Source organism: Salinicola endophyticus (assembly GCF_040536835.1).
Lineage (GTDB): Bacteria > Pseudomonadota > Gammaproteobacteria > Pseudomonadales > Halomonadaceae > Salinicola > Salinicola endophyticus_A.
Genome location: NZ_CP159578.1, coordinates 1,953,814 through 1,971,843, shown reverse-complemented (window position 1 = coordinate 1,971,843; position 18,030 = coordinate 1,953,814). Strand labels below are relative to the sequence as shown.

19 protein-coding genes are annotated in these 18,030 nt (G+C 67.3%); 2 read left to right on the top strand and 17 right to left on the bottom strand.

All coding sequences use genetic code 11. The annotated features are described in order from the left end of the window. The first annotated feature begins 15 nt into the window (after positions 1-15). Positions 16-1,671, top strand: a complete 1,656-nt coding sequence (locus ABV408_RS08900) for an electron transfer flavoprotein-ubiquinone oxidoreductase (protein ID WP_353982037.1) — start codon at positions 16-18, stop codon at positions 1,669-1,671. Between the two features lie 35 nt (positions 1,672-1,706). On the opposite strand, the gene ABV408_RS08895 is transcribed toward ABV408_RS08900, so the two are convergent. The 16 genes from ABV408_RS08895 to ABV408_RS08820 all read right to left on the bottom strand — a co-directional run bounded on the left by ABV408_RS08895 (position 1,707) and on the right by ABV408_RS08820 (position 15,898). Beyond that, a complete protein-coding gene (locus ABV408_RS08895) occupies positions 1,707-2,531 on the bottom strand; it encodes a sulfurtransferase (RefSeq protein ID WP_353982035.1) in 825 nt (274 codons plus the stop codon). A gap of 66 nt (positions 2,532-2,597) precedes the next feature. Further along, entirely contained in the window at positions 2,598-4,817 is a 2,220-nt protein-coding gene (locus ABV408_RS08890; protein ID WP_353982034.1) for an ATP-dependent helicase, read from the bottom strand. Next, positions 4,814-5,347, bottom strand: a complete 534-nt coding sequence (locus ABV408_RS08885) for a DUF1285 domain-containing protein (protein ID WP_353982033.1) — start codon at positions 5,345-5,347, stop codon at positions 4,814-4,816. The genes ABV408_RS08890 and ABV408_RS08885 overlap by 4 nt, the downstream gene beginning before the upstream one ends. A gap of 52 nt (positions 5,348-5,399) precedes the next feature. Continuing rightward, positions 5,400-6,209 (bottom strand): TatD family hydrolase, encoded by an 810-nt coding sequence (locus tag ABV408_RS08880; RefSeq protein ID WP_353982032.1) that lies wholly within the window; start codon positions 6,207-6,209, stop codon positions 5,400-5,402. A 93-nt stretch (positions 6,210-6,302) separates the two neighbouring features. Then, positions 6,303-6,638, bottom strand: a complete 336-nt coding sequence (locus ABV408_RS08875) for a PilZ domain-containing protein (RefSeq protein WP_353982031.1) — start codon at positions 6,636-6,638, stop codon at positions 6,303-6,305. A 127-nt stretch (positions 6,639-6,765) separates the two neighbouring features. After that, on the bottom strand, positions 6,766-7,779 hold the full coding sequence (locus tag ABV408_RS08870; RefSeq protein ID WP_353982030.1) for a DNA polymerase III subunit delta': 1,014 nt from the start codon (positions 7,777-7,779) through the stop codon (positions 6,766-6,768). After that, the gene (gene tmk, locus ABV408_RS08865; protein ID WP_353982029.1) at positions 7,770-8,426 is read right to left on the bottom strand and encodes a dTMP kinase; all 657 of its coding nucleotides are present in this window, start codon (positions 8,424-8,426) and stop codon (positions 7,770-7,772) included. The genes ABV408_RS08870 and tmk overlap by 10 nt, the downstream gene beginning before the upstream one ends. A 77-nt stretch (positions 8,427-8,503) precedes the next feature. Next, complete coding sequence (mltG, locus tag ABV408_RS08860) at positions 8,504-9,508, bottom strand: endolytic transglycosylase MltG (RefSeq protein WP_353982028.1); 1,005 nt, start codon at positions 9,506-9,508, stop codon at positions 8,504-8,506. A 99-nt stretch (positions 9,509-9,607) separates the two neighbouring features. Further along, positions 9,608-10,414: an aminodeoxychorismate lyase gene (gene pabC / locus ABV408_RS08855; protein WP_353982027.1), complete on the bottom strand. Its 807-nt coding sequence runs from the start codon at positions 10,412-10,414 to the stop codon at positions 9,608-9,610. A 7-nt stretch (positions 10,415-10,421) separates the two neighbouring features. Then, entirely contained in the window at positions 10,422-11,660 is a 1,239-nt protein-coding gene (fabF, locus tag ABV408_RS08850; RefSeq protein ID WP_353982026.1) for a beta-ketoacyl-ACP synthase II, read from the bottom strand. Between the two features lie 315 nt (positions 11,661-11,975). Further along, on the bottom strand, positions 11,976-12,209 hold the full coding sequence (acpP, locus tag ABV408_RS08845) for an acyl carrier protein (protein WP_035474582.1): 234 nt from the start codon (positions 12,207-12,209) through the stop codon (positions 11,976-11,978). 96 nt (positions 12,210-12,305) lie between these two features. Continuing rightward, positions 12,306-13,049 carry a 3-oxoacyl-ACP reductase FabG gene (fabG, locus tag ABV408_RS08840; protein WP_353982216.1) on the bottom strand — a complete coding sequence of 248 codons (744 nt, stop codon included), beginning with the start codon at positions 13,047-13,049 and terminating at the stop codon, positions 12,306-12,308. Positions 13,050-13,057: 8 nt separating this feature from the next. Next, positions 13,058-14,020: an ACP S-malonyltransferase gene (fabD, locus tag ABV408_RS08835; protein ID WP_353982025.1), complete on the bottom strand. Its 963-nt coding sequence runs from the start codon at positions 14,018-14,020 to the stop codon at positions 13,058-13,060. A gap of 5 nt (positions 14,021-14,025) precedes the next feature. Beyond that, positions 14,026-15,135 carry a phosphate acyltransferase PlsX gene (gene plsX / locus ABV408_RS08830; protein WP_353982024.1) on the bottom strand — a complete coding sequence of 370 codons (1,110 nt, stop codon included), beginning with the start codon at positions 15,133-15,135 and terminating at the stop codon, positions 14,026-14,028. 29 nt (positions 15,136-15,164) lie between these two features. Then, positions 15,165-15,335, bottom strand: coding sequence for a 50S ribosomal protein L32 (gene rpmF, locus ABV408_RS08825; RefSeq protein WP_106420326.1), 171 nt, complete (start codon positions 15,333-15,335; stop codon positions 15,165-15,167). Between the two features lie 32 nt (positions 15,336-15,367). Continuing rightward, the gene (locus ABV408_RS08820; protein WP_353982023.1) at positions 15,368-15,898 is read right to left on the bottom strand and encodes a YceD family protein; all 531 of its coding nucleotides are present in this window, start codon (positions 15,896-15,898) and stop codon (positions 15,368-15,370) included. Positions 15,899-16,351: 453 nt separating this feature from the next. On the opposite strand from ABV408_RS08820, the gene ABV408_RS08815 reads away from it, so the two are divergent. Next, complete coding sequence (locus tag ABV408_RS08815; RefSeq protein WP_353982022.1) at positions 16,352-16,951, top strand: nucleoside triphosphate pyrophosphatase; 600 nt, start codon at positions 16,352-16,354, stop codon at positions 16,949-16,951. Here ABV408_RS08815 and sppA read toward each other — a convergent pair. After that, positions 16,939-17,997 (bottom strand): signal peptide peptidase SppA, encoded by a 1,059-nt coding sequence (sppA, locus tag ABV408_RS08810; protein ID WP_353982021.1) that lies wholly within the window; start codon positions 17,995-17,997, stop codon positions 16,939-16,941. The genes ABV408_RS08815 and sppA overlap by 13 nt on opposite strands. Positions 17,998-18,030: the final 33 nt, after the last annotated feature.

Here is an 18,030-nt window from a genome sequence, read left to right as displayed (position 1 = left end):
TTGGAACGCGAATCCATGGATTTCGATGTAGTCATCGTCGGCGCAGGGCCGAGCGGACTGGCGGCGGCATGCCGGCTGATGCAGCAGGCCCAGGCGGCAGAGCGCGAACTTTCCGTGTGCGTGGTCGAGAAAGGCTCCGAGGTCGGCGCCCATATCCTCTCCGGTGCCGTGCTCGAGCCGCGCGCCCTGGCCGAACTCTTCCCCGACTGGGCCGAGCGCGGGGCGCCGCTGAAGACCGCGGTCACGCGTGACGACCTCTATCTGCTCAAGGATGCGCAGAAGGAGCAGAAACTGCCCGGCGCGCTGGTGCCCAAGAGCCTGCACAACGTGGGCCACGGCACCCAGAACTACATCATCAGCGCCGGCAACCTGTGCCGCTGGCTGGGTGAGCAGGCGGAGGCCCTGGGGGTGGAGATCTTCCCCGGCTTCGCCGCCCAGGAGGCGCTGATCGACGACGCCGGCATCGTGCGCGGCATCATCACCGGCGACATGGGCGTGGCCGCCGATGGCAGCGAGGGCGCCAACTACATGCCGGGCATGGAGCTACGCGCCAAGTACACGCTGTTCTGCGAAGGCGCCCGCGGGCATATCGGCAAGCGCCTGATCGAGCGCTTCGACCTCGCCGCCGGCCGCGATCCGCAGCACTATGCCATCGGCTTCAAGGAGCTGTGGGACGTACCCGCCGAACAGCACGAGCCGGGCCTGGTGGTGCATGGCTCCGGCTGGCCGCTCACCGACAAGGCGGCCGGCGGCGACGGCCACGGCGGCTGGTTCCTCTACCATGGCGACGACAACCAGGTGATGGTGGGGCTGATCGTCGACTTGAGCTATCGCAACCCCTACCTGTCGCCGTTCGACGAGTTCCAGCGGCTCAAGCACCACCCGCAGCTCAAGCGCTACCTCGAGGGTGGCAAGCGGGTCGCCTACGGCGCGCGGGCGATCGCCAAGGGCGGCGCCAACTGCCTGCCCAAGATGACCATGCCCGGGGCGCTGCTGCTCGGCTGCGACGCCGGCACCCTCAACTTCGCCAAGATCAAGGGCATCCACACGGCGATGAAGTCCGGCCTGGTCGCCGCCGAGAGCGTGTTCGAGGCCCTCGCCGCGGATGATGCCGGCGGCCGCGAGCTCACCGCCTTCACCCAGGCGTGGGAGTCGAGCTGGGCGTGGCAGGAGCTGCAGGCGAGCCGCAGCTTCGGGCCGGCGATCCACCGCTATGGCACCCTCGGCGGCGGTGCCTACTACTTCGTCGACCAGTTGCTCGGGGGCGGCAAGCTGCCCACGCTGCACGACACTACGCCGGACTATCGCCTCACCCCCGCCGCCAAGGCCACCCGTATCGACTATCCCAAGCCGGATGGCAAGCTGTCGTTCGACAAGCCTTCCTCGGTGTTTCTCTCCAACACCAATCACGATGAGGATCAGCCCTGCCATCTGCGCCTGAGCGACCCCAGCATCCCGATCGAGAAGAACCTGCCCGAGTATGCCGAGCCGGCACAGCGCTACTGCCCGGTCGGCGTCTACGAGGTGGTCGAGGAGAGTGACGGCCCGCGGTTCCAGATCAACTTCCAGAACTGCATCCACTGCAAGACCTGCGACATCAAGGACCCGGCGCAGAACATCACCTGGGTGGCGCCGGAGGGCGGCGGCGGCCCCAACTACCCCAATATGTGATGTGCGGTACTGCCTAGGGCGGGGTTAGGAATAGGCTAGGCCGGACCGGTGGCCACCGGCCGCCCCGCACCCTCGATCCACTCGCTCCAGGAGCCGACGTAGAGCCGCGGCAGCGCCAGGCCGGCCACCGCATAGGCGAGAATGTTGTGGCACGCGGTCACCCCGGAGCCGCAGTAGGCGGTCAGCCGCGCTCCCTGGGGCAGGGTCGCGGCCAGTGCTGCCGGTGACCGGAAGCGGCCGTCGGCGGCAAGATTGTCGGCACAGGGGTGACACAGGGCGCCGGGAATATGCCCCGCTACGGGATCGAGGGGCTCCTCCTCGCCGCGGAAGCGCGAAGCGGCTCGGGCGTCGATCAACTGACCTCCCTCAGTCGCCAGCCGTTCTAGCCCGATCCAGGCCGTGTCATGGTAGTCGGGCTGCCATGCCGTGTCGGCGTCCACTTCCCCAGGTGCGGCGGCTTCCGAGACCTGCGTGAGCGCCTCCCCCGCTGACCGCCACGCCTGAATGCCACCATCGAGCACGCGCACGTCCGGGTGCCCCGCCCAGCACGCCAGCATCCACCAGCCCCGCGCCGCGGCCAGCCGCCCGCCCTGATCGTCGAACACCACCACGGCTCGCCCAGGTGTCACGCCGAGGCGCGAGAGCGTCGCGGTGAATGCCGCCTGCGTCGGCAGCGGATGGCGACCGCCGGTGCCGGCTGCCGCCGACATGTCGCGTTCGAGATCGAAGCGCCGGCTGCCGGGCAGCGTCACGCCATCGTCTCGGCCCTCCTGCCGCAAGGTGCGACAGTCGAGCAGCAGCGGCGGCTGGGGTGTCTGCAGCTGGGCCGCGAGGGCCTCGGGGGTGATCAGTACCGACATGGCGCAACGCCTCGTGCAGGGGATTGCCCCCATGCTGCGCCACGCCGCGCGCGCTGTCGAGCCGGCTCAGGCCATACGCGCCAGGGGCGCCCGCGAGGCGATCAGCCGACGCCGCCCGGCGCCGTCGAAGCGTACCTCGATCACCGGATCGGCAGGGTCGCCCTCGACCACGACCACCTCGCCGGCGCCGAAATTGGCGTGACGGAGCCGTTCACCGACCCGCCAGCCTGCGGCCGGCGCGGCGGCGGGCGTGTCTCGCGCAGGCGTCAGCACCAGTTGACGACCGACACGCTCGAGATAGCGCGCCACCAATGCCGGCTCGCTGACGCTGACACTCGCCTCGCTCTCGCTGGCCAGCGCCTGGCCGACCCGTTCACACTCCGCCACCGCGCTCTCGGCAAGAAAGCGACTGGGGCGATGCTCACCGCCGTCATGCAGCAGCAGCAGACGCTCGCGGGCACGGGTGATAGCGACATAGTAGAGCCGCCGCTCCTCCTCCAGGCGCTGGGGTGAGAGCGGGTTGTCGCGGCTGAAGTGGGGGAAATCCTCTTCGTTGAGGCCCCACAGCATGACCAGCGGCCACTCCAGCCCCTTGGCGCCGTGGACGGTACTGATCAGCACACCATCAGGGCGATTCTCCACCGGATTGCGCAACAGCTCGATGAAGGCGTCGGGGTCGTTGGCCAGCTCGCCGGCCTGCTCGATCAGCACGTCGAGCAGGCGCACGTCGTCGTCCGCTTTTTCTCGCCTCGATGCCGAACGGCGCAGCACCTTCTCGGCATCGATCGCCTCGATCACATGGGCCAGCAGTTTCGCCGGTGGCCAGTTGCCCAATCGCGGCAGTTCACACAACAGCTGCCAGCGGCGCTTGAGATGGCGCCGCTGGCCGGGCTTGAGCCCCGCCAGCAGCGGGTCCTCCCGCCCCGGCCACTGCTGGGTCGCGGCGAGCGCATCGCACAGCCGGCGCACGCGCTCCTGGGCAACGAACGTGGTCGGCTGCGAGAACAAAAGCCCCAGATGTGCCGGGTCCTGCAGGCGCTGAGGCTCCCGCGCCAGCTGCAGATAGCCGGCCAGGGCCTGGACCAGTGGCAGGCGGAAGACGAAGCGCGACTCCTGGGCCAGCCGGAACGGAATCCCCGCGCGTAGCAGCTGGAGCTGTACCGATACCGACAGCGACCAGCTACGCACCAGCACGCAGGCCTCGTCGTGACGCCGGCCGGCCACCTGCCAACGGGCCAGCTCGTCGAGCAGCGCCCCAGCACCTACACCGCTGCCGAGCCGCGTCTGCGGATTGCCCGGCGCGGCCAGACACAGCTGATCGCTGCCCTGGGCATTGCCGCGGATCGCATGGTTGGCCGCCAGCGCCAGGGCATGACCGTGGCGGAAGGTATACGAGAGCGGATAGTCGCTGGCGCCGCCGAACAGGCCGTCGAAGCGCGCCAGCATGGCGTCGGCGCGGGCACCACGCCACTCGTAGATGCACTGGTTGGCGTCGCCCACCGCCATCACCTGCGCCTGCTCGCCGGCGAGTAGTTTCAACAGCCGCAGCTGAGACTCGTTGATGTCCTGGTACTCGTCGACGATGACGTGGTTGAGATAGCCCTGGACCCGGCGCCGCGCCTCGGGCTCGGCTTCGAGACAGCGCAGTGGGCGATAGAGCAGATCGGCATAGGTGATGCTGCCGGCCGCTTCGAGCAGCGACTCGGCGATGGCGAAGGCGTCGATGAAGTGGCGCTCGCCCGGGGTATAGTCGAGGCGCTCGAACAGTACCGCGGGCTCGGCCATCTCGGCCTTGACCAGGTCGCAGAACTGGGCGAAAGCCTCCACCCGTTCGGCCTCCAGCGCCCCCTCCTGGGTCTCGGCATCGGCCTGGGCGAGGCTCTGGGCCACCGCCTGGCGCAGCAGCCGCTCGTGCTGCCAGTCGGCCTGCAAAAGCTGCCGCGGCGGCAGGAAACCCCAGCGGGTCAGGCTCTGGGTCAGGCGGTGGCCAATGGAGTGGAACGTCCTCACTTCCGGCAGCGCCACCCCCACCGGCGCCTGCCGCGCCAGCTTGTCGCGGAAGTCGTCGCGCGCCGCGCGGTTGAACATCAGCACCAGCAGCCGTCGGGGTGACTCACCGCTGGCGAGCAGATGCAGCACCCGCTGCACCAGGGTGGTGGTCTTGCCGGCGCCGGCCACCGCCGCCACCCGGGCGTGACCGCCGGCGTGGCCGACCACGGCGCGCTGCTCCTGGGTCAGCCTCGCGCTGCCTGCATGGGTGTCATCGGCATGCCTGCCCTCGCTCATGCCTGGCCCTCCGCCAGCCGCCCCAGCGGCTGCCACAGGCCGTCGCTGGTGAGCCCCAACTCGGCGCCGCGCCACTCGGCGGCCTCGACCAGGCGGTAATAGAGGTTGCGGTGCAGTCGCGCCTCGAGACCGTGGCGCACCGGCAGCGCCGGCCGCCATTCACCCTGGGGGTCGGGCGCCAGGTACAGTCTGTGCGCTGCCCCCAGACGCAACTGCTCACCCCACTGCAGATCGACAGACCAGCCGTCGGCATCGGCCTCGGCATCGACCGCCAGCAGCGGGCGATCCTCGACCCGAATACGCAGCTTCTCGGCCGGGGTCACCAGGTAGTAGTCACCGTCGCTCTCGCGCCGCAGCACGCTGGCGAGCAGACGCACCAGCTCAGGGCGGCGGATCGGCACGCCCTCGTGAATCCACTCACCGCCGGCGGTGATCAGCAGATCCATGTCACCGCAGAACGCCGGGTCCCACTGATCGAGTGGCGGTACGCCGTGGGCGTCGAGCTGGCGGAATAGCGAATCCAGGCGCATGGGGTGGCTCCTGATGAGAGTGACAAGAGACTAGATGGACGCGCTCAGCAGCTCACAAAAAGGGATTGGTGCGCTGCGCATCTTCTTGGTGGCAGCCCGGAAACAACCGATAGAAATTGGCCCGGGTCTGCATCGCCACTTCGTCGACACTGATACCGCGCACGTCGGCGATGCACTCGGCGACCTCCACCACCCATTGGGGCTCGTTGGCCCGCCCACGATGGGGTACCGGGGCCAGGAAGGGACTGTCGGTCTCGATCAGCAGGCGATCCAGCGGCAGCCGTCGGGCCACCTCGCGCAGCGCCTCGGCGCTGGCGAAGGTGACGATCCCCGAGAGCGAGATATAGTAGCCCAGGCGCACCGCTTCCCGGGCCATGTCGAGATCCTCGGTGAAGCAGTGCAGCACGCCGCCCACCGCCGGGTCGCCATGCTCACGAATCAGTGCCAGCGTCTCCTCACGCGCCTCCCGGGTGTGCACCACCACCGGCAGCTCCAGCGCCCGCGCCGCCTCCAGATGGGCGACGAAACGCTGGCGCTGGCGCGCGTGCGGCACACTCTCGACATGGAAATCGAGCCCGGTCTCGCCGATGGCCACCGCCGCGTAGCGCTCGGCGCAGTCGGCAATGGTCGTGGCATCGGGCTCCTGCGCCACCGCCTGCAGCGGATGCAGGCCGAGTGCGATATCGACGTCGGCATGCTCCCGTGTCAGCGCTACCAGCCCCGGCGCACTCTCCAGCGTGGTGGCGATGGCCAGGAAACGCCGCACGCCCCGCGCGCGCGCCGCATCGAGGGCGGCGCCCAGATCGCCGCCATAGGGCGTCAGATCGAGGCGGTCGAGATGACAGTGGGAGTCTACGAACATGACGATATCCAGAAAACGGTAATGATGAGATTGTCGACGTGACCGGCGCGCGCACGCCGGCCTTGAATAGCCAATCTAGAGAGAGGGCCGAGCCTAGAGCGTATGCCGCGTCAGCGCCGATGGCGACGGATGCGCCTCGAGTCGCGCCTCGATACGTTCGCGCAGCGCCTGACCGTCGGCACCGAAGTGCACGCCGATACCCGCGACCCGGTCAGCGGTACCGGGGGGCGTCAGCCATACCACCTCGCCCTCCACCGGCAGGCGGTCATGGGCGTCGGGCAGCGTGACCAGCAGATAGACCCGCTGGCCCAGGCTGTAGTGTCGCTCGGTGGGCACGAACAGCCCCCCGCGGGTCAGCCATGCCAGGTAGGCACTATGCAGGGTATCGTCGTCGCGTATGGTCAGCGACAGCGCTTTGTGTGAACTCATGGCAGCGCCCTCGGCGAGGTCGTGAAATAGGCCATCGGCGGTAGCATGAAAGCTTATCCTGAACGCACGTATCGCGCGCCTCGATCACGTTGACACGCCCGCACTCGGGCAGCGCGCCCGCGAAGGCTCAAGACCTCAGCAGCGCCGACCAGCGGATCAGCCACGCCTCCATCACCAGCTGCGGGTTGGGATTCCCCCCCGCCGCCAGCAGCCGGCGCTGCTCACGGGCGTAGTCCAGCAGCCGAAACCAGTCCCGCACGCGGGCATTCTTGACCGCCTGGCGGTAGAGCGGCAGCAGGTCGCTGTTGCGCACCCGGCGACTGTCGCCGGATAGGCCCAGACGAATCAGATCCTCGAGCCAGGCGATGCCATACCAGAGTACGCGATCGAGCGCCTGGGCATCGAGTCGGGCCGCCTCTCCCACCGGCTCGCCGCCGCGCACCAGCGCGTCGAACAGCTCGCGCAACTCCTGGCGCAGCTGGCGCGCCTCGGCGCCGGCCAGCTCCTCGGCGAGCAGCGGCAACCCACCGGCGACCCGCAGCCAGAACGTGGCCTCTTCGGCATCGCCGAGACGCTCGCTCAGCCAGTGCTCGGCCTCGGCAGCCGGCGGCGTGGCCAGGTTCCAGTGCTGACAACGCGAACGAATGGTCGGCAGCAGCCGCGAGGCGATATCCGACACCAGCACGAACAGCGTGCGCTGGCCCGGCTCCTCGAGACTCTTGAGCAGCGCGTTGGAAGCGGCCACGTTCATCGCCTCCGCCGGTTCGATCCGGATCACTCGATAACCGCCCTGCTGCGCCGTCTGGGACACGAAGCCATTGACCTGACGGATGGCATCGATGCGAATCTGGCGCGACTTCTCCGCCGGCGCCACGCTGAGCAGGTCAGGGTGGTAGCCCGCCGCCAGCATGCGGCAGCCGTGGCACTCACCGCAGGCGACCTCACCCGGCGCGCGACACAGGGTACGCGCGATCAGTGCCTCCACCAGCGGCTGCTTGCCGATACCGTGGGGTCCGGAGATCAACAGGGCATGCGGCAGGCGCCCACTCTCCTGGAGCTGGATCAGCCGCTGCCAGCGCTCGCGCTGCCAGGGCATGGGCTCGGCGACGCTAGCCGCCGCGGGCGCAGGACTCACAGCCATGGCGCCACCCGCGAGGCAAGGCACTGCTCGATGGCATCGCGCACGTCGGGCAGCGGCGGCGTGGCATCGATCACCGCGAAGCGCGGCTGCGCCTGGGCGCGGGCGAGATAGGTGTCGCGCACCGCCTCGAAGAAGCTCTCCCGCTCGCGCTCGAAGCGGTCACGCTCGCCACCGCGGCCGCTGACACGCTGCGCAGCGATCTCCAACGGCACGTCGAGCAGCAGCGTCAGATCGGGCTCGAGCCCCTGCTGCACCAGCGCCTCGAGAGTCGCGATACGCGCTGGATCGAGTCCGCGCCCACCGCCCTGATAGGCGAAGGTGGCGTCGGTGAAGCGGTCGCACACCACCCAGGCGCCGCGGGCCAGCGCCGGACGGATACGTCGCGCCAGATGCTGAGCACGGGCGGCGAACACCAGCAGCAGCTCGGCGCTTTCGTCCCACGGTTCGTCGCATTCGGGGTCGAGCAGCAGCTCGCGGATCGCCTCTGCGCCCGAGGTGCCACCGGGCTCGCGCGTGCGCACCACCTCGATGCCGTGGCGGGCGAGCCAGTCGCAGACCACCCCGACGTTGGTCGTCTTGCCGACGCCCTCACCGCCCTCGAGCGTGATGAAGCGCCCGCGGGCCTGCTGCTTTGCTTGTGCGCTCATGCGGTCGTCTCGTGCTGATCTCGTGCTGAAAAAACAGGCCGCTCGCGTGGGCGGCGGCTAGCGGTGACACCATCCGGTCAGTCGCGGTTCAGGATATAGCGTCTGACCGCGGCGTTGTGCTCGCTGAGCGTGCGCGAGAACTGGTGCGAGCCGTCGCCCTTGGCCACGAAGTAGAGCGCGTCGCCGGGCGCAGGGTGCACCGCGGCCTCCAGCGACGCCCGCCCGGGCATGGCGATCGGCGTCGGTGGCAAGCCGTCGATCACATAGGTGTTGTAGGCGTTCTGGCGCTGCAGATCGGCGCGGGTGATGTTGCCGACATAGCTGTCGCCCATGCCGTAGATCACGGTCGGATCTGTCTGCAGGCGCATGCCCTTCTCAAGCCGCCGCACGAAGACGCCGGCGATCTCGCCACGCTCGGCGGGCACGCCGGTCTCACGCTCGATCAGCGAGGCCAGAATCAGCGCCTGATAGGGGCCGTCGAGGGGCAGCCCGTCGTCACGGGAGGCCCAGACTTCATCGAGGGTCTTTTGCATCCGCGCATAGGCGCGCTTCAGCACTTCGAGGTCGGTCACGCCCTTGTGATAGCGATAGGTGTCGGGAAAGAAGCGCCCCTCCGGGTGCTCGTCCGGATGCCCCAGCGCGCGCATGATCTCGGCATCGCTCATCTCGGCGGTGCGGTGGTCGAGTTTCTCGGCACCGTCCAGGAGCTGGCGCATCTGACGGAAGGTCCAGCCCTCGGGAATCGTCACCCGGTAGGTCACCACCTGGTCGCTGGAGAGCTTGGCGATTAACTGGCGGCCGCTCATGCCCGGCTCGAGCTGGAACTCGCCGGCACGCAGCCCCTGCATCGCGCGCGGCTCGACCCGCGCCAGCACTCGATAGGGCCAGGCCGCCGCAATGATGCCGCGCGCGGCGAGGTCATCGACCACCTGCGAGAATGCCGCACCACGCGGCACTTCATAGACGGTCGCACTGTCGAGCGCGATGGGCCCGTCGAGCTGCGACTGCCAGTAACGATAGCCGGCGAAGGCGGCGAGCGCCGCCAGCACCATCAGCACCACGAAAATCTTGAGAAGGCGCATGCCACTTCCTTAAATGGCCCGGTTTTCCGGGTGTCACTGCGGGCGCCCGGATGGCCAGGGCGGCGCAGGTATCGCGGCGCGCTGCGGCGCGCCGCCTGTTCAGGCGTCGGGCCCCGTAGGGTAGCCGAGCAGCGGATGCGCCAGATCGCGCAGCGGGTCGTCGGCCGCGACCTCCCAGCGCCGCAGCACCGCCCCCTCGGCGTCGCGCAGCACGCGAATCGGCCACACCCCCTGCACGCTGTTGCAGACCCAGGCGGCCTGGGCCTGCTGTAGCCGCTGCGGCTCGGCCCGTACTCGCTGCAGCGGGGTCTCGGCGTCGAGCGAAGCCAGCAGCGTGCCGGCGACCCCGGCCTGGTCGAGCAACGGTGTCTCCAGACGGCCCTCGTGCAGCCACACCAGATTCATCGCCGTCGCTTCGACCAGATAGCCCTCGCTATCACACATCAGCCCCTCGGCGATGGTGTCGTCATCCCACTCCTGGCGCGCCAGTACGTTTTCCAGCCGAGCCAGATGCTTGAGCCCGGCCAGGCGCGGCTGCCGCCCCAGGCGCAGCTCGCACAGCCGCACCTCGACCCCCGCGAACCAGCGCTGGGGCGCTGGGGCGAACGCTGTGACGCTCCAGCCCCAGCGCGGCTCCGGCTCGGCCGGCGGGCGGTAACCACGCCCGCCACTGCCCCGGGTGACCACCAGCTTGAGCACCTGCAGCCCGCCAGCGCAGGCCGCCGGCAACGGATCGAGCCGATCCCGCGGCGGCGGCGGCAGCCCCAGGCGAGCGCACCCTTCGGCGAGCCGTGCCAGATGCGCCTCCCACAGCAGCGCGTGTCCGTCGCGCACCAGAACGGTCTCGAACAGCCCATCACCGTAGGCCAGACCGCGGTCGTCCAGGGGTAGCGTCAGATCCCGCATGCGTAGGTCACACCCGCGAGAAGATCAGCGAGCCGTTGGTGCCACCGAAACCGAACGAGTTGGAAAGCGCGGTATCGATCTTCATCTCGCGCGCCGTGTGCGGCACGAAGTCGAGCACGCAGCCCTCGCCGGGATTATCGAGATTGATCGTCGGCGGCGCGACCTGATCGCGGATCGCCAGTACGCAGAAGATCGCCTCCACCGCCCCGGCAGCGCCCAGCAGATGGCCGATCATCGACTTCGTCGAGCTCACCGCGACCTTGTCTGCGCCACTCCCCATCACCCGCTCCACGGCGCGACTCTCGGCGACGTCACCCGCCGAGGTCGAGGTCCCGTGGGCATTGATGTAGTGGATGGCCGAGGGGTCGATAGCGGCATCGTTGATCGCGTTCTGCATCGATGCTGCGGCACCGCTGCCATCTTCCGGCGGCGAGGTCATGTGGAAGGCGTCATCGCTCATGCCGAAACCGGTCAGCTCGGCATAGATGGTGGCACCGCGCCGCTTGGCGTGCTCGTACTCTTCGAGCACCATCACCCCAGCGCCATCGGAGAGCACGAAGCCGTCACGATCGCGATCCCACGGGCGGCTCGCCGCCTGCGGATCGTCATTGCGCGTCGACAGCGCCCGCGCCGCCGAGAAGCCGCCCAGCCCTAGCGGCGTGGTGGCCATTTCGGCACCACCGCAGAACATCACATCGGCATCGCCGTAGGCGATGGTGCGCGCGCTGTAGCCGATATTGTGGGTCCCGGTGGTACAGGCGGTGGTGATGGCGATGTTGGGACCCTTGAAACCGTGCTGGATCGCCAGGCTGCCGGAGATCATGTTGATGATCGATCCGGGTACGAAAAATGGCGATACTCGCCGCGGGCCACCCTTGTTGAGCGCGTCGTGGTTGCGCTCGATCATCGGCAGCCCGCCGATGCCCGAGCCGATCGCCACGCCGATACGGTGAGCGTTCTCCTCGGTGCAGGCGATGCCGGAGTCGCGCATGGCCTGGGTGGCAGCGGCCACGCCGTACTGGATGAACAGATCCATCTTGCGCGCTTCCTTGGGATTCAAGTACTCGCCGATGTCGAAGTTCTTGACCGCCCCGCCGAAACGCGTATTGAAACCTGCCGTGTCGAAATGCTCGATCGGCGCGATGCCACTCTTCCCTGACAAGAGCTGCTGCCAGCTCTCCTCGACCGTGTTACCGACCGGGGTCACCAGACCCAGGCCGGTCACTACCACTCTTCTACGCGGCATCGAATCTCCTCCGAACTCCGTCATTGCCACGAGCCATGGCGGCGGCTCATCCAAGCCCCTCCGCCGGCCCGCACACCGAAACGCGCGAATTATAACCGATCCCCGTCGCCGATGGGCGACCCGCTGCCCTTCGAAGACCTGGCACCAACCCCTGGCGCCTGCCGACAGGCTCACGCTCGCACAGGCTACCACAGCGATGCTGGCGGGACGGTGTTGGCCCCATAACGCAGAAAGCCGCTCTCATCGAGAGCGGCTTTCGCAACATCGGCCAATCAGCCGGCAGTCGAACTCCATCGAGTGATGGAGATAACCGCCTTACTGGTGGGCGTTGATGTAGTCGATCGCTTCCTGAACGGTCGTGATCTTTTCAGCTTCTTCGTCGGGAATTTCGGTGTCGAATTCCTCTTCGAGCGCCATCACCAGTTCGACGGTATCCAGCGAATCCGCGCCGAGGTCTTCGGTGAAGGAGGAGGAGTTCTGAATGTCCTCTTCCTTGACGTTCAGGCGTTCGGCAACAACCTTCTTAACGCGCTCTTCGATGGTGCTCATTATGTCGTTACTCCTAATGGTACGAATCCGCCAGCTAAAAAGCTGCGGCTAGTTTATAGACCGCCCCCAAACGACGCAACCCGCGTCGCGGAGGGATTACCGCATGTTCATACCGCCATTGACCTGCAGCGTTTCGCCGGTGATATAGCCGGCGGCGTCGCTGGTCAGGAAACCGATGGCCGCTGCGATTTCTTCCGGCTGACCCAGGCGCGCCAGCGGAATCTGACCCAGCAGCGCGTCGCGCTGGGCTTCCGGCAGAGCCTGAGTCATGTCGGTGTCGATGAAGCCCGGCGCCACCGCATTGACGGTGATGGCGCGCGAAGCGACTTCACGTGCCAGCGCCCGGGTAAACCCCTCCATGCCCGCCTTGGCGGCAGCATAGTTGGCCTGGCCGAGATTGCCCATCATCGCCACCACGGAGCTCACGTTGACGATACGGCCGAAACGCGCCCGCGTCATCCCCTTGAGGCTCGTCTTGCAAACACGATAGACCGACTTCAGATTGGTATCGAGCACTGCGTCCCACTCGTCTTCCTTCATCCGCATCAGCAGGTTGTCGCGCGTGATGCCGGCATTGTTGACGACGATGGTGGGTGCGGCATAGGTCTCGGTGATGCGCTTGAAGATGGCCTCGACACTGGCCTGATCGGTGACGTCGAGCGCCAGGCCCAACCCCTCGATATCGTGGGCCTTGAGATCCTCGTCGATCCGCGCCGCACCGCTCTCGCTGGTGGCAGTGGCGATCACGATGCGCCCCTGACGCCCCAGCTCGCGGGCCACGGCGCGCCCGATACCACGACTGGCACCGGTCACCAACGCGACTCTACGTTCGGTCATGATGTCATCCTTTAAGGCTCTTGAACGTCCAACGCCTCGCGCGCCAGCTCGAGGGCGGAGGACAGCGTGTCGGGGTCGTTGACGGCCAACCCCTTGATCTGACGCTGGATGCGCTTGTTGAGTCCGGTCAGGACCTTGCCCGGCCCGCACTCGATGAAGACACCCGACCCGGCCTCGAACATGGCGTTGACGCAGTCCGTCCAGCGTACCGGGCGATAGAGCTGCTCGACCAGGCGCTGGCGCAGCGCCTCCACCGATGCCGGCACCTCGGCATTGACGTTCTGATAGACAGCGTAGCGCGGCAGCTTGATGTCGAGGTCGGCGATCGCCGCCTCGACGCGCGCCGCAGCGGGCTTCATCAGCGCACAGTGCGAGGGCACCGATACCGGCAACGGTAGCGCGCGCTTGGCACCCGCTTCCTGGCACAGCGCAATGGCACGATCCACTGCACCCTGATGCCCGGCGATGACCACTTGGCCCGGCGAGTTGTAGTTGACCGCGGCCACCACCTCGTCGCCGGCGGCCGTGCGGCAGGCCTGCTCCACTGCGGCATCGTCGAGCCCAAGGACTGCCGCCATGGCGCCTACGCCTGCCGGCACCGCCTCCTGCATCGCTTCACCGCGAAGCCGCACCAGGCGAATACCCTCGGCGAAGCCCAAGGCACCAGCACACACCATGGCACTGTACTCGCCCAGGCTGTGCCCGGCCATCATGCTCGGACGCGGCCCCTCGAGCTCCTGCCACACCCGCCACACGGCGACGCTCGACGCCAGCAGCGCAGGCTGGGTGCAGGCAGTGGCGTTGAGCTTCTCCTCGGGCCCCTCCTGGACGACATGCCACAGGTCGTAACCCAGCGCTTCGGAAGCCTCGTCGAACGTGGTGCGAACCACGCTATAGCGTTCGGCCAATTCCCGCAGCATTCCTTGCTGCTGAGAGCCCTGCCCGGGAAAGACCAGAGCCAGTGATTGCGTCATCGCGCTCACCCTTGAAGTGATGAATCGTCGGTTCCCGTCGTATCACGAGACCCGCTATCCACTCGACCGACGTCGTCGACCGACGAGATAGCAGATGTCGCCGCCAATTCCGACCAGGCCCCACGCAGGTGATCCGGCAGCCCTACCGCGATCTCGCGCACCGCACGATCGATGGCGAAGGCGAAAGCGCGATTGCTGGCATTGCCATGACTCTTGACCACGATCTGGTTCAGCCCCAGCAGACTGGCGCCGTTGTGGCGCACCGGGTCGAGCTGCGCCTTGAAGCGCATCAACGCCGGGCGAGCCAGCGCACTGACCAGACGCGTGCTCCAGTGGGACTCGAAAGTCTCCTGCAGGCGCTTGAGCAGCATCTGGGCAACCCCTTCGCTGGCCTTGAGCACCGCATTGCCGACGAAACCGTCACACACCACCACATCGGCCGCGCCGGAGAAAATGCCATCTCCCTCCAGGTAACCGATATAGTCGAAGGTATCGGTGTCGCGCCCGCGCAACTCGGTGTCGGCCTCGCGCACCCGGGCCACACCCTTGCCCGCCTCGACACCGACATTGAGCAGCGCCACCCGCGGACGCGCAACGTCATCGACGACACGGCACATCAGTGCACCCATGTGGGCGAAGTCGACCAGATGTCTGGCGTGCACCTCGACACTGGCGCCCAGATCGAGAAGATAGCAGCGCCCGGCGTGACGCGTCGGCACGGCGGTGCTGATGGCCGGGCGGGAGATCCCCGGCACGCTGCCGAGTTCACGTCTCGCCAGCGCCATCAGCGCACCGGTATTGCCACAGCTGACGCCAGCCTGCGCCTCGCCCCGCGCCACCGCCCGCAGCATGCCATGCAGACTGGTCGCACAGGGGTTGTCGAGCACATCCATTGGCGCCATCGCCTGGGTGACCACCCTAGGGGCATCACTCAGCGTGATCCGCCCGCGCGCCTCGCGGGAGGTGCCCAGCTGCTCCAGAATACTCTGCAGCTCGGCCTTGGGGCCGAAAAGCGTCGGCTCGAGACCAGGATGACGCTGGAGCGCCATCAGCACCCCCCCGACAGTAGCGCGGGGACCGAAGTCCCCGCCCATGGCATCGATGGCGATGCGCATTGCCCGCGCGTCAGCGTCAGTCGCCGTAATTAAACGTCGATGACCTTGCGACCACGGTAGTAGCCGTCCGGGGCAACGTGGTGACGACGATGCGTGGTGCCGGTTTCCTTGTCCTGGGACAGGGCCGGGCTGCTCAGCGCATCGTGTGCGCGGCGCATGCCACGCTTGGAACGGGTCTTGCGGTTCTGTTGAACGGCCATGATGATGACTCCAACGTCAGTGTCATTCGGTTTTAGAGTTTTCCCTTCAACGTCTTCAAGACGTCGAAGGGGCTATCGGCTCGAGCGGGCGCCCGTTCGTCGGCGCTCTCTCCGCTCTGCATCTGATCACGCGAGACGGCACAGTCCGACTCTTCGTGATAGACCACCTGAGGAAGACTCAGCAACAGCTCGTCCTCGATCGCCCCAAGCAGGTCGAGATGTTCGTTGTCGACCAGCACCGGCTCGTACTCGCTCGGCACCTCGGAAGCCAGCGCGTCACTGCTCACGACAGCGAGCTGGAAACGGCTCGACACCGGCACGCTCATCGGCTGCAGGCAGCGCCGGCACGGTATCTGCAGCTGCGCCGACAGCTCACCTTCGATCAGGTGACGGCGCTGGGCATCGCGCCCGAACTGCAGCGATACCTGAGCCTGTCCGCTCTGCGCACCGATCTCGGCGGCAAGGCGCGACAGCGACTCGAGGTCGACAGTGCCCTCGAGAAGCTCATGGTTGGCCGCGAGGCGATAAGGCTCGACGGTCGCGGGAAGTCGTCTGGTCAACATAGGCGCGCCATAATAGGGATTCGACCTGTCTCTGTCAAAGCACTTGATCGCGACTATGCTAGAGACACTGCTGGGGAGATCCTGGCGCCGCAGGGCGAGGGCACGAACGGCGCCCGCGCGCCACCATGGGCGGCATGACAGCCTGAAGTCGCGAACTCTTCGGTGCTGTTTATTGCGGCCATGCGCAAATCGTCGACAACATACGCCGAGACGCGATTAATCAGTGGGATCCTGTCATGCATGAATAGTTCGCACTTAAAATAAACTGGTCATAGTGACTGACTAAAACCGTCTTGCTGACAAACACTCTTCCATTCTGCTGTCCATCGAGAAGCGACGATCGCCGTGCCCTCCACGACCAGAACGCCGAGGCGACGCAGCGATCCGATAGCTCCTGGTCCAACAGACAGCGACCCCATAGACACCGCACCGACAACCGTTCAAGGAAAGCCCATGCCGCGACTGGTACTCGCCTCCAGCTCCCCCTACCGCCGCCAGCTACTGGAGCGTCTGGCACTCCCCTTCACTTGGGCCGCACCCGATATCGATGAGAGTCATCGCAAGGATGAGACGCCGACGGCGCTGGCGCATCGCCTGGCCCTCAGCAAGGCGCAGGCCGTCACGGAGCAGTTTCCCGAGCATCTGATCATCGGCTCCGATCAGCTGGCGCTGTTCGAGGATGACATCCTGGGCAAGCCTGGCGATCACGCCACCGCCTGTACCAACCTGCGCCGCTTTTCGGGGCAGCGCGTGCGCTTCATGACCGGTCTCGCCCTGGTCGATACCGCCAGTGGCCGCCACTGGGTCACCCACGACACCTACGACGTGCATTTTCGACAGCTCAGCGACGCCGAGATCGAGACCTACGTCAGCCGCGAGCGCCCTTTCGACAGCGCCGGCAGCTTCCGCATGGAAGGGCTGGGCATCGCCCTGTTCGAGCGCTTCGACGGCAGCGACCCCAACACCCTGATCGGGCTACCGCTGATGCGGCTGTGCGAGCTGCTGCGCGAAGCCGGGATGGATCCGCTGGCAGCGACACCTCAGGGCAGTTGATAGCGCACCGGCGAGGCGGCTTCGCTGATCCCCAGCCAGTGTGCCGCCGCCTGGGTCAGCTTCTGGGAAAACAGCGACCAGGGGTCGAGCGCCGGGGTGTAGTCCTCCAGGCTGACCTTACCCAGGCGACTGCGCGAGAGCTGCTCGAGATTACTGATATCGTCGATCAGCCCCAGCTGCAGCGCCTGCTGGCCGGTCCATATCAGCCCGGAGAAGATGCTCGGGTCGTCGCTCAGGCGCTTGCCGCGTCCCGACTTCACCGCATCGATGAACTGCTGATGCGTGGTGTCGAGCACCGACTGCCAGAACGCCCGCTGTGCCGGCGCCACGGGCGAGAACGGGTCGAGAAACGCCTTGTTCTCGCCCGCGGTGAACACCCGCCGCTCGACGCCCAGTTTGTCGATCGCCCCCTGCAGACCGAAGCCCGCACTGATCACCCCGATCGACCCCACCAGACTGGCGGGCGAGGCGTAGATCCGATCCGCCGCCGAGGCCATATAGTAGGCGCCGCTGGCGCCGATATCCTCGATCACCGCCAGGATCGGCTTGTCACCCTGGGCTTCGAGGTAGCGAATCTCGTCATAGACCCGCTGCGACTGCACCGGACTACCGCCGGGACTATTGATGTGCAGCACCACCGCGTCGCTGTCGGGATCGCGCCAGGCGCGTCGCAGGCCCTCGATGATGCGCTCGGCGCTCGCCTGGCCCTGGGCATCGATAGGCCCCGAGACGTCGACCACACCCAGATGACGTTCGCCACCGGCGGCGCCCTGCCCCTGGGCGAGCAGCAGACCATAGGCACTCAGCGCAAGCCCGGCAATGACCACGCCGGCGAACAGTAGACGGAAAAATATCTTCCAGCGCCGCGAGCGCCGCTGTTCCGCCAGCACGTCGCCGATCCAGCGATCGAGCAGCCGAATCTCGGCCAGCCTGACGCTCTCTCCCTCCGCGCCGGGCGCTGTCTGCGCAGCGTCGCGCCGGGCCCGGGCGGCCTCCGCAGAGAGCTCGGGGCCATCGGTCCAGTCGTCGTGTCGTTGATCACTCATCTGCTCACTCCTTGCGCCAGACGCGCGGCGATC